At 52.6% G+C, this 12,445-nt stretch carries 10 protein-coding genes and 1 tRNA gene; 9 read left to right on the top strand and 2 right to left on the bottom strand.

Annotation, left to right across the window (positions count from 1 at the left end; all coding sequences use genetic code 11):
* Positions 1-15 precede the first annotated feature (15 nt).
* The 5 genes from PUE40_RS05380 (at position 16) to PUE40_RS05360 (ending at position 3,615) form a co-directional block, all read left to right on the top strand.
* Entirely contained in the window at positions 16-246 is a 231-nt protein-coding gene (locus tag PUE40_RS05380) for an acyl carrier protein (RefSeq protein ID WP_154554186.1), read from the top strand.
* Positions 247-249: 3 nt separating this feature from the next.
* A complete protein-coding gene (locus tag PUE40_RS05375) occupies positions 250-1,023 on the top strand; it encodes a response regulator transcription factor (protein ID WP_277672126.1) in 774 nt (257 codons plus the stop codon).
* Positions 1,004-2,674, top strand: a complete 1,671-nt coding sequence (locus PUE40_RS05370; RefSeq protein WP_277672125.1) for a HAMP domain-containing sensor histidine kinase — start codon at positions 1,004-1,006, stop codon at positions 2,672-2,674. The genes PUE40_RS05375 and PUE40_RS05370 overlap by 20 nt, the downstream gene beginning before the upstream one ends.
* Entirely contained in the window at positions 2,671-3,357 is a 687-nt protein-coding gene (gene sfsA / locus PUE40_RS05365) for a DNA/RNA nuclease SfsA (protein ID WP_277672124.1), read from the top strand. Before PUE40_RS05370 ends, sfsA begins: the two co-directional genes overlap by 4 nt.
* 183 nt (positions 3,358-3,540) lie before the next feature.
* A tRNA-Gly gene (locus tag PUE40_RS05360) sits at positions 3,541-3,615 on the top strand.
* A gap of 536 nt (positions 3,616-4,151) precedes the next feature.
* On the opposite strand, the gene PUE40_RS05355 is transcribed toward PUE40_RS05360, so the two are convergent.
* A complete protein-coding gene (locus tag PUE40_RS05355; RefSeq protein ID WP_277672123.1) occupies positions 4,152-6,548 on the bottom strand; it encodes a glycoside hydrolase family 2 protein in 2,397 nt (798 codons plus the stop codon).
* Positions 6,549-6,610: 62 nt separating this feature from the next.
* On the bottom strand, positions 6,611-7,354 hold the full coding sequence (locus PUE40_RS05350; protein ID WP_277672122.1) for a tRNA threonylcarbamoyladenosine dehydratase: 744 nt from the start codon (positions 7,352-7,354) through the stop codon (positions 6,611-6,613).
* A 122-nt stretch (positions 7,355-7,476) separates the two neighbouring features.
* On the opposite strand from PUE40_RS05350, the gene PUE40_RS05345 reads away from it, so the two are divergent.
* The 4 genes from PUE40_RS05345 (at position 7,477) to PUE40_RS08225 (ending at position 12,239) form a co-directional block, all read left to right on the top strand.
* Positions 7,477-8,343, top strand: a complete 867-nt coding sequence (locus PUE40_RS05345; RefSeq protein ID WP_277672121.1) for a deoxyribonuclease IV — start codon at positions 7,477-7,479, stop codon at positions 8,341-8,343.
* On the top strand, positions 8,344-9,318 hold the full coding sequence (gene prmA / locus PUE40_RS05340) for a 50S ribosomal protein L11 methyltransferase (RefSeq protein ID WP_277672120.1): 975 nt from the start codon (positions 8,344-8,346) through the stop codon (positions 9,316-9,318).
* 74 nt (positions 9,319-9,392) lie between these two features.
* Complete coding sequence (gene metA / locus PUE40_RS08230; RefSeq protein WP_154554178.1) at positions 9,393-11,684, top strand: homoserine O-acetyltransferase MetA; 2,292 nt, start codon at positions 9,393-9,395, stop codon at positions 11,682-11,684.
* A 153-nt stretch (positions 11,685-11,837) separates the two neighbouring features.
* Positions 11,838-12,239 (top strand): YdbC family protein, encoded by a 402-nt coding sequence (locus tag PUE40_RS08225; protein WP_330636955.1) that lies wholly within the window; start codon positions 11,838-11,840, stop codon positions 12,237-12,239.
* Positions 12,240-12,445: the final 206 nt, after the last annotated feature.

Raw genomic sequence — 12,445 nt, 5'->3', positions numbered from 1 at the left:
GAAAGAAGAAATACGATGAACGAATTACTGGAAATTTTGAATGAAATCGACGATACCATTGATTACGAAACGGAAACCGGCCTGATTGACGACCATCTGCTGGATTCTTTTGCGATTATCTCCCTGGTGAGCGAGCTGGAGGATGCCTTTGACATCTCCATCGATGCGGCGGAGATGACGCCGGAGAATTTCAACTCTGCGGCCAATCTGTGGAAGATGGTGGAAAGACTGCAAGAGGATGCATAAAGAATGGCTTACAGAATACTGGTTGCCGAGGACGATGGGGACATCGTTCAGGTGCTGAAGCTGTATTTGAATAATGAGGGGTATGAGGTTCTCCACGCTCCCAATGGGGCGGAGGCGCTGGAATTCATGGAGCAGCAGCCGGCGGACCTTTGTATCTTCGATATCATGATGCCTCGGATGGATGGATACGAGCTCATTCGGCGGGTGCGGGAGTTTTCGGCTGTCCCGATTATCGTTTTATCGGCGAAGCGAGAAGATGCGGACCGGATTGTGGGTCTGAACATCGGTGCCGACGATTACCTGGTAAAACCATTCAACCCTTTGGAAGTGGTGGCCCGGGTGCGTTCGGTGCTGCGGCGATGCTACGAGTTCGATAAGAAGCCGGATCCTTCCCTCTCGACCGATGCCGGAGAAGAAGGCGGCAGCCAACCGCTTCGGACCGAAGATGACATCCGGTTCGAAAACCTGCGGTTGGACAGAAACACTCGAAAGCTGTACGTGGATGAGGAAATCGTGTCCACCACCCCGGCGGAGTTCCGAATTCTGGAGCTCCTGATGAGCCATCCGGGAAGGGTGTACACCAAAATTCAGATATACGAATTTCTGAACGGAGAGTATTACATCAATGATGAAAATACCATAACGGTGCACATTTCCAATTTGCGGAAGAAGATCGAAGCGAACAAACGGGAGCCCCGTTACATCCAGACGGTGCGGGGCATCGGTTATAAATTCTGCGAGGAACAGAAGGTCAGCGATGAAGAAACTGAAAAGTAAAGAGGGAAGCCTGTATATGGTTTTCATGAAGGGTTTTATCCTTCTGTTTCTGGTGATTGTGGGACTTGCCGGAATTCTCTACGGGGTGAACTATTTCCTTCCGCGCCGGGTTGTGGTAATGCCGAAATCCTATGATATTGCGGATTACACCAATATTCTGGAAGAAGAGAAGTACGACCGGGTTCCGGTGACCAAGACATTCGGCAAGACCGGGTACCTGGAAATTCTGGACGAGAATGCCAAAGTCATCTATGATAGCCGCGGCAAAACCAACAAAAAATACCACAAAGATTCCCTGCGTTACATTTCCGAGATTTATCCGGATGTATATTACGGCGTTCAGCGCATCGGTTCCGGGTATCAGCTGAAGAAAAGCGGATACCTGATTTTTCAGTACCGTTGGAATGACGAATCCGAACAGTATCTTTCGGGAACCGCACTGCTGGATTCCAAGCGAAATGTAATCTATTCCAACATCAACCTGGGAAAAAAGCAGCTGACAAAGGATGAGATTCGATACCTGATAGAGAGTAACGATGGAGAAGACGTGTCCGGCAATATTCTTCAGAAATTTCCATTTACCACGTTGGACGGAAAAGCACGAACCGCACTGATTCACACGGAAAGCGTGGGAATGCAGCTGGGAAAAATATATTCCAAAATCTTCTTTATCAGTCTGCTGGTGTTCGTCCTGGCGGTCATCGTCACGATTCTGCTGATGGATCTGTACATCGTGAACAAGGTGCGCCGGCCGCTGGCCGACCTGGAACATGCCATTGCGAGATTCCGAGAAGGGGAGAGAAGTCCCATTGTTGACTATTCCGGACCGAGGGAGGTGACCACGGTTATCGACGCTTTTAACCAGCTGGAGGAGAAGCTGGTGGAAGCGGAGGAAAAGCAGCAGGCCCTCCGGAATCAAAAGCAGCAGATGCTAAGCGGCATTTCACACGATCTGAAGACGCCGATTACGGTAATTCGAGGATATGTGGACGCGATTCGGGACGGTTTGGTACCGCCGGAGGACCGGGACCGTTACCTGGCGATTATCGAGGAACGAGTGGATACCATGACAAATCTGATCAGCAGCCTGAGCGACTTCAGCATGCTGGAGCATCCGGATTTCGCCTATACCATGACGGAGGGAAATCTGGCGGAGTACCTGCGGGAATACATCGCCGGCAGATATCAGGAATTGAATATTCAAGGGTATTCCATGGAAGCGGACATTCCGGAGGAGAACATTCGAACCGCCTTCGACCATCATCAGCTGAATCGGGTGTGGGAGAACATCATCAGCAATTCGGTCAAATACACGCCGAAGGGCACCACCCTGTTCGTCCGTCTGATGAAATCCGCCGACGGAAAAAACATCATCATCCATATCGGCGACAACGGTCCGGGCATTCCGGAGCAGATGAAGTCGGTGCTGCTGGACCCCTTCGTGGTAGCGGAGCCGTCCCGGAGCAACGGTCAGGGGACCGGTCTGGGGCTGAGCGTGGCTCAGCGAATTGTAGAAGCCCACGGAGGTGCGATTTCCATTTTGAATGAGAAAGAGACCGCCCTTGCGGTGAGTGAATTTACCGGCAGCCGAGGAACACACGGATTGTTCTACCGGATTGTATTGCCGGTGAAGAAAGGAAGCAGAGAATGAGATATCCGGATATTACGGAAGGAAAATTCATCGACCGGCCCAATCGATTTGTGGCCCATGTGGAGATTAACGGGCATCCGGAAACGGTGCATGTGAAAAACACCGGGCGCTGCCGGGAACTGCTCCTTCCGGGAAGCCGCGTCATCCTGAACCATTCGGATAATCCCAACCGCAAAACCGCCTATGACCTGGTGGCGGTGTACAAGGAGTCCCTGGGTCTTGTGAATATCGACAGTCAGGCGCCCAATCAGGTGATGAAGGAGTGGCTGTCAGCACAGGGCTTCGATGTGATTCACCCGGAGTACACCTACGGAAACTCCCGAATGGATTTCTATATGGAACGGATGAAAGCTGCACAAAATACTTCGGAACGCTATCTTCTGGAGGTGAAAGGGTGCACTCTGGAAAAAGAAGGAATCGGCTATTTTCCGGATGCTCCGACTCTGCGCGGCGTAAAACATCTGCACGAACTGATAAAAGCTGCCGGCGAAGGGTACCATGCCATGCTGGCCTTCGTCATTTCCATGCCTAAAGTGACGAAGGTGCTGCCCAACGTGGAAACCCATCCGGAATTCGGAGAAGCCCTGACGGAAGCCAAGGCTGCCGGCGTTCAAATCCTGGAACTGCCGTGCAAGGTGACAGAAGACGGACTGGAAATTCGAAGCGATGCTCAGATTCGATAAATAGAGAGAGTGCGGGCATCTGCCACCGGATCTGAGCTTCGATAATTTATCATGTGCGTCCGCCCGCCGATAGCTTCGACCGGGCGGATGCCTGTCAGCATTCCGGAACGTCGGAAAATTTGAAAAATAATACTAAAAAACGTTGACAGGAAGAATGAAAAGTGATATCATATAAAAGACGTTGCGGAAGTGGCTCAGGGGTAGAGCATCGCCTTGCCAAGGCGAGGGTCGCGAGTTCGAATCTCGTCTTCCGCTCCATTTTTATTTTTTGGAAAATTCAGCAGAGCAGAGCAGAGCAGAGCAGAGCAAAGCAAAGCAAAGCAAAGCAAAGCAAAGCAAAGCAAAGCAAAGCAAAGCAAAGCAAAGGATTAGGATAGAGACTGTCCCCTCAATGTGCAAAGAGGACAGTCTCTACTGATTGATAGGGGAAAGGGAAATGTCGACAAGGTGTTGCGGGAGCAGCACCTTGCCGACAATTTTCGTTTTTTGGGGGAGATGGGAATTCCGGGAACCCGGGGCGGGTTCCCGGAATTGTCCGGTTGGAGGAAATCGGGGGCGTGGTGCCCGGCGACGAAGAAACAAGGGCTAGCGGGCGGTGAGGCACCACGCCCGTGACGCCGGAAGCCCATCCGGCTTCGTGGCACCAAATCGTCCGGCCATGCCATCCGGATCACGGCACCACGCCGCCCGGCCGGATGCCATCTCTAGTGTGCAAAACAACACAAAAACACCGGGAGCCGATAATGTGTCCTTTTGGACACCGATAATCGCTCCCGGTGCGGAATGCTCGCTTGCTACTTCACATGGAAAATCAGTTCGTAGCCTCGGCCGCCGTTCAGGTTGTTGTACGGCGTGCCGTCCCCGCGGTGATCCTTCGGATTTCCGTGAAGATTCTGAAGCCCGCTAATCATCAGTTTTCCCATGCCCATCTTTCCGTTGGTGCGCACATAGGTTCCTCCCATGCCGCCCTGAAGGGTGATGAATTTCGGACCGATAAGATCGATGCTGCCTTCCGCTTTCAGTGCCAGCGGATTGTTGGCATACGGCAGGATGTTCCCGTTCTCGTCCAGTGCCCGGAAGCGAACGGAAGCCACATCGTAGGTCTTGCCCTCGCGAAGCTCCGTTGCCGATACTCGGATTTCCAGGTCGTGCATCTTCATCGGAACGCGGGTAATGCTGGACACAACTCGGCCGTCCTTCACACCGTCAAAGCGGTACTCCGGAACCAGACCGGTATTTCCCAGAATGTACTTTTCGTAGAGACGGTTCAACGTACTTTCGTCCACGCTTTCGGTCTTCTTTCCGCCAAAGAACCCTTTCTTCTCACGAACTTCCATAAAGCTGCCGGTGCAGGCTTTGTGATTCAATTGGTTTCGAATTTCCTTCCGCTGCTCCTCGGTAAAATCAGATTCCGCTTCTAAACAGTTTCCGATAAAATCATCGATTCGAACCGGCATTCCCTTGGTTACTTCATATTCTTGAATCGGTTCTCCGTTACGATACGTGCGGAGAACATCCGCGTTGGTGTATGCGTACACATCCCCCAGAGAATGCATCGGATTTTCTCCGAAGGAGAGGGAAGAGGACAGCTCCAGTACCGGTACCTCGTCCCGGTAGATCTGATAGGCTGCGGCCGCCAGCTTCGGGTTCCGGAACATATCCATCACGCCGTGATAGCAGATGCGGTCCCCGCTGCCGTAATTCTGATGGGCATTGTAATCCGTCATGTTCCAGCCAAAACTGCCCAGAACATCCACGTGCTGCTCCACGTCGTGAAGGACGTTGGAATACAGCAGGGCCTGACCCAGTCGGCGTGCTTCACCATCGCCGGATTTTGCCGGATAGGAAACACCGCCAAAGGCCGAAATCAGGTACGGCTTCTCCATGTCCGAAACGACGTCGGATTTCCGGCGGCAGGCAGCGCCATTCAGACCTGCGGAAAAATCGTTATAGGCATACACATCTTCTGCCATGTGTTCCTTCGGTTTCCGGTGGACGCCGGTCGTCGCCCGATCCGGATCCAGCTTGCGTGCCAGCCCGGAGATTCGCCGATTGAAGTCATCGTCTTCTTCCGATTCGCCCACTCGAATGCTCCACAGGATGATGGAAGGGTGGTTCCGGTTCTGAAGAATCATCTCCTTCGTGTTCTGCAGTTCCTGATTTTTCCATTTGATATTGCCGATGTAGCGGGATCCCGGGATTTCACAGATGACCAGTAGTCCCAACTCGTCGCAGCGATTCAGGAAGGCCGGAGACTGCGGGTAATTTGCCGCCCGAACAGCGTTCACCCCCAGTTCGTTCTTCAGAATATTCGCATCCTCAATCTGCATGGAATCCGGCATGGCATAACCAACGTATGGGAAAGCCTGCGACCGGCAGAGCCCCCGAAGCTTGATTTTCTTTCCGTTCAGATAGAAGCCGTCTTTGCGGAATTCCGCTTCTCGGAATCCCACCCGGGTAATCACGGTGTCCACGACTTTCCCTTCTGCCAGCAGTTCCGTCCGAAGATCGTACAGAACCGGGTCATCCGGTTCCCAGCGCCGGATGCTTCCCATGGAGAAAGCCATGGTTCCTTTCGTGGCGGATACGTAGCCCACATCTGTATAGTCGTTATCGGATCCGTGCATGCGAATTCCCTGGCGAATCTGCACCGCCGGTTCCGGGTTGGCAACCTTCACCCGGCTGATGGCCTGCGCCCGACCTTTTGGAAAATGGGTGCGTACATACACGTCCTGAATGTGCATCTTTTCCTTGACATCCAGGTACACGTCCCGATAGATGCCGCCGTAGGCCAGGAAGTCCGAATGCTCTCCGAATGGCGGAATATTCAGGCTTTCCCGGGTGTCCAAAATGACACGGATGCGGTTGCTTTTACCGTATTCCACGTGGTTGGTGATATCAATGGTAAAAGCAGTATATCCGCAGCGATGTTCGTATACCGGCTCATCGTTGATGAACACCTCGGCGTTGTGTGCGGCACCTTCAAAGGTGAGAAGGAGGGTTTTGCCTTTCCACTCATCCAGGATGAACAGGGGACGCTCGTATTTGCAGCGCATCTGGCACTTGGATTCATTGAAATAGTGATAGGGAAATTCTTTGCATGTGTGGGGAATTCGAACCGACACGGTGGCATCGGTTTCCGCATCCTCCGTGAATTTCCACTCGTTGTTGAGATATTTTCTATCGTTCATTACTACGCCTCTTTTCAAATAACAATATAGTTTATTTTAGCACAGACGAAGGTCGGATTCCATTACTTCTGGCGTCCGCCTCGGAGACGATCCGAAGGGTCGAATCCGGTGAGTTCCCGTACCACCTCCGATGCGATGATTAGTCCGGCGGCTGCCGGTACGAACGGGGTGGAACCGGGAAGGCTGCGGCGAGTGGTTTCCTCCTCATCCTCGTAGGGCGGAATCGGGGCCTCCGTGGAATAGACCACTTTCAGTTTTCGGATGCCATCCTTTCGGAGTTCCCGGCGAATGACTTTCGCCAGCGGATCCATCTGGGTTTTGTAAATATCCGTAACCACCAGCTGGGTGGGGTCGAAACGGTTTCCGCATCCCATGGCGGAGATAACGGGTGTCCCCAGTTCGCAGCAGCGGCGGATGATGTCCAGCTTGGCGGTCACCGTGTCGATGGCATCGACAACGTAATCGAAGGCGCTGAAATCGAAATGATCGGCCTGTTCCGGCATGTAGAAGGTGCGGTGGGCGATCACTTGAATGTCCGGATTGATATCCCGAATTCGATTTGCCATGGCGGTCACTTTGACTTGCCCCACGGTGCTCCGGGTGGCGATAATCTGGCGATTCAGATTGGTCAAGGAAATATCGTCATTGTCGATGATCTCGATGGTGCCCACGCCGCTTCTGGCCAGTGCCTCCGCTACGTAGCCGCCGACGCCGCCCACGCCGAAAATGGCAACGTGCTTCTGCGCCAGGGTTTCCAATGCTTCCGGGCCCATCACCCGTGCCGTCCGTGAATTCTGATGTATCATTCCATTCCTCCTGATTTCAATCTTCTTAAATTTTACAAATTTTTTCCTCATCATGCAATGTGTCTTTACAGAATTCCATCAGAAATGCTAATATATAAGGTATTAAAAAAGGAGAATAAAAAATGAGCGTATATATTGGATGCCATCTGTCCTCGGCAGGTGGTTTTGAAGAAATGGGAAAGCGGGCACTGGAGATCGAGGCGGATACCTTTGCTTTTTTTACACGAAATCCTCGAGGGGGTAAAAGCAAAAAGGCAGATCCGGAGGATGCGGCAAAGCTTCGGGAAATCATGGCGCAGAACGGATTCGGAAAGCTGGTGGCGCACGCCCCTTATACCATGAATGCCTGCTCTAAGGACGAGCGGGTTCGGGAGTTTGCCCGAATGTGCATGAAGGAGGATCTGGAGAAGATGGAGCTTCTCCCTGGAAATTACTATAACTTTCATCCCGGCAGCCATGTGGGGCAGGGCGCAGAGAATGGAATTCGGATGATTTCCGATACCCTGAACGAAGTGCTTTGGGAGGAACAGAAGACCACCGTACTCCTGGAGACCATGGCGGGAAAGGGCAGCGAGATCGGAAGCCGCTTTGAGGAATTGGCAGAAATTATTCGGAAAGTGAATCTGAGCGATCATGTGGGTGTTTGCCTGGACACCTGTCACGTAAACGACGGAGGATACGATATCGTGAACCATCTGGACGAGGTGCTGGAGGAATTCGACCGGTGCATCGGGCTGTCGAAGCTGAAAGCGCTTCACATCAACGACAGCATGAATCCGCTGGGGGCCCACAAAGACCGGCACGCCCGGATTGGAGAGGGAGCCATCGGAAAAGAGGGAATGGTAAAGATTCTCTGTCATCCGGCACTGCAGGGGCTTCCGTGTATTTTGGAAACCCCGCAGAAGGATCTGCAGGGATATGGCGCGGAAATCCGAATGCTTCGGGAAGCCATTCGGGAAAGAAATTTCGAGAAGGAGGAAAACCGTTAAGTGAATTACTACGAACTTCAAATTGAAACCGCCGGGCCCGGTGTGGAACTGGTGGAAAACGAATTGACGGAACTGGGCATCACCCAGTTCGCAGTGGACGACCCCAATCTGGACATACAGATGATGGATGAGGCCTGGGGTACCGAGTACGTGGACCGGGAGGAAATATTGGCACGGAAGGACCGCAGCGCCACGGTAACCGTTTACACCGAAACCTTAGAGGAAGCGGAGGCGATTTGCCGAAAGCTTCAGGATTGGATGCCGGCGGTTCGGAACCGCTTGGCTTCCGGCGTATACGGAGAGAATTTGAATGCGGACTCACTGGGAAGCGGAAAGATAAGGCTGACCCTTCGGGGAGATGAGGAATGGAAGGACAAGTGGAAGGCCTACTTCAAGCCCACAAAGATTACGGAACACATCGTGGTCTGTCCGAGTTGGGAGGAATACGAACCGGCATCGGACGAGGAAGTGGTGATTTCCATCGATCCGGGTATGGCCTTCGGAACGGGAACTCATGAAACCACCGCCCTCACCACATTGCTGATGGAGAAATACCTGAAGCCGGGTGAGAAGGTGCTGGATGTGGGCTGCGGAAGCGGCATCCTGTCCATCATCGCGGCGCGCCTGGGTGCATCCCGGGTGCTGGGCATCGATATCGACGACGAAGCGGTCACCGCATCGGAAGAAAACGGCGAACGGAATGGCGTGATGGACATCGCCCGCTTCCAAATGGGAGATTTGACGGAAGGGGTGGATTTCCAAGCGGACGTGGTGGTGGCCAATCTGCTGACCCATCTGGTGCTTCGCCTCAGTCCGGATATTCCGAAGCACATGCTTCCGGGCGGCCGATACGTTACCTCCGGCATTTTAGTGGATCAAGAGGTGTCGGTTGTGCAAGCATTGGAAGAACTTGGTTTTACCGTACTGGAAACTGCAGAAAAAGGAGACTGGTGCTGCATCGCCGCCCGTCTGTAAATAAATTTCGTGTTGATAAAACAGCGCGGATGGAATATTATTGAACAAAGACTAGAGTAAAAGGAGATTAAATTATGCCTATTAAAGTACCGAACGATCTTCCGGCGATAGATACGCTGACAAAGGAAAACGTATTCGTGATGACGGATACCCGGGCGATGACCCAGGACGTCCGTCCGCTGCACATTCTGCTGCTGAACCTGATGCCGACAAAGATCGATACGGAGACACAGCTGGCGCGCCTGCTGGGAAATACTCCGCTGCAGATTGAGCTGGAGCTGCTGCAGACGGCGACACACAAGGCTCACAACGTGTCTCAGGAGCATATGATTGCGTTCTATAAGACCTTTAGCGAAATACAGGACGAATACTTCGACGGGATGATCATCACCGGCGCACCGGTGGAAAAGATGGAATTCGAAGAAGTGGATTATTGGGAAGAGCTATGCGAGATTATGGAGTGGAGCAAAACCCACGTCCACAGCACGTTCCACATCTGCTGGGGTGCCCAGGCCGGATTGTACTACCATTACGGTATTCAGAAGCACATGCTGCCGAAGAAGCTGTCCGGCGTGTACCTGCATCATCTGGATCAGAAGCACGGCATGCTGTTCCGCGGCTTTGACGATGAATTCTATGTACCTCATTCTCGGAATACCACCGTGTACCGGGAAGACATCGAAGCGGTGCCGGAGCTGAAGGTGCTGGCATCTTCCGAAGAAGCGGGGGTGTTCTGCGTAAAATCCACGAACGACCGTCAGATCTTCGTAACCGGCCACTCGGAATACGACTGGAACACGCTGCTGAAGGAATACGTCCGGGATAAGAATGCGGGACTGAATCCGGATGTACCGGATCACTACTTCCCGGATGATGACGATACCCGGACACCAATCGTCAAATGGCGTTCTTGCGCGAACCTGATCTATTCCAACTGGATTAACTATTTCGTATATCAGTCCACACCGTACGATATTCATATGATCGACAACGAGGATTTGGCACCGGTGCTGAAGAACAATTCGGATCTCACCGTGGCGAAATTCGGCGGAACTTCCCTTGCCGACACGGAGAAATTCCGTCAGGTGAAGTCCATCGTCCAGGAGGATTCGGCTCGAAAATACATCGTGGCTTCCGCGGCCGGCCGCAGTGCGGAAAATACGGTAAAAGTAACGGATCTGCTGATTGAGGCTGCGAAGAAGCCGGAGAAATTCGATGAGAATGTGAAGCTCATTTCAGACCGCTACTGCCGAATTGCCGAGGATCTGGATCTCGCAGTGGATATTTCCGCAAAAATCAATCGGATTCGCGAAGATTTCCGGGAAATCCGGGAGAGTGGCGGCAATCCGCTTCCGTACCTGGCGAGCCGTGGCGAGTACCTCTGTGCACAGCTGCTGGCGGAGTACTTGGGATATGATTTCGTAGATGGAGAAGAGCTGATTCTCTTCCATAACGACGGCACCCTGAATCTGGAAGCCACTCGGAACCGGATTGCAGAAGTGCTGAAGGATCGGGAGCATGCGGTGATTCCGGGATTCTACGGCCGAACCGAGGACGGCAGAACTTACACCTTCTCTCGGGGCGGTTCGGACATTACCGGTTCTCTGGTGGCAGAGGCGGTAAAAGCGGATCTCTATGAGAACTGGACGGATGTGCCGGGAATGCTCATGGCCGACCCGAAGGTGGTAAGGAATCCGCTGAGCGTACCGGTCATCAATTACCGGGAGCTGCGGGAGCTTTCCCTGTGCGGTGCGGAAGTGCTGCATGAGGATGCGGTGGCACCGGCCAGAAGAAGGGGCATTCCGATCAATATCCGCTCCACATCGGAGCCGAAGAAGCCGGGCACTCTGATTGTAAAGAATGCAGATTTCTATCAGACGGTGCTGGATGTCTCCGGCATTTCCGGAAAGACCGGCTACTGCTCCGTCTTGATTGAGCGGGAGCGCCTGACGGAGGATTCGGCGATGAAGTCCAGAATCGATGAGATTTTCCGAAACCACGGACTGGAGATTTCGGCAGAACAGATTGCGCTGGATTCTGTCTCCTTGGTGGTAAACGCTTCTTCCTTCCGGGATTGCGAGGAGCAGGTGATTCAGGAACTTCATGAGCTGACCGGTGCAGAGGATATCGATGTATCCACCGGCCTGGCTACCATCGCAGTGGTGGGACGGAACATCAGCAAAACCGTTTCCGTATCCCTCCGGATTTTTGAAGCCCTGGCCAATGAGCACATCAACCTCCGCTTCGCCGATCACGGTGCGGAGCGAATCAGCATGCAGATTGGCGTCAACGAATCGGATTACAAGAATGCTATACGGGCCATTTACAAGGCGTTTACCAATGTTTCCCGACTTGCGGAAAAATAATTTTTCGAAAGTTTATGTTTTGCCGTTTCTGTCCCGCAAAAGGGGGATTTCGGTTTAAAAGCATGTCGTATGAAATTTGCGCCTCCATAACAGAGAAGATATAATTTAACCATCAAATGGTTGTGTATCAAGTATCGAATAGGAGGAATAGAAATGGCATCATTTGAGTACAAAATTGAGCGACATTACGGGAATCTGTCCACATCGCCGAAAGGTTGGACTAAAGAACTGAATCTAATTTCCTGGAACGGAAATCCCCCGAAGATGGACATTCGCGATTGGGCTCCCAATCATGAGAAGATGGCAAAGGGTGTGACACTGACCCGAGGAGAAGCGGAACGACTGGAACGGATGCTGGCACAGGCATTGAAGCCGGCATCACAAAGAGTACCGAAACCCGTCCCGCGAGAAACGGGTTTCGAGGCAGAGGTATCCGGAGAATCCGTCTTCGCATCGAATGAATCGCCGGACGACCCGGTGGAACCGGAGACGGAGGAAGAAAAGAGAGAAGAACCGGTATTCAGGGAAGAAGAACCGATTCCGGAAGCAGAGTAATTTGAATCGGGTAAGTTACATCGGAAGAGTCCCGGGACGAGAAAGCGTCCCGGGACTCTTCATGTGTAACCGGTAAACCACCCGTGCCTTTACAAACAAAGAACAAAAGAAAACGAGGAACCTCTTGCGAGAATTCCTCGTTCTTTGTTTTCCGCATTTCAACCAGGCCAGCATCGCTGCTGGCAAGGCTATTTCATCTCGGCAAT

It is taken from the genome of Mogibacterium kristiansenii (assembly GCF_029224645.1).
Taxonomy (GTDB): Bacteria; Bacillota; Clostridia; order Peptostreptococcales; family Anaerovoracaceae; genus Mogibacterium_A; species Mogibacterium_A kristiansenii.
Note: the sequence above shows the minus strand (reverse complement) of the source record. Positions and strands in the feature narration are given on the sequence as shown.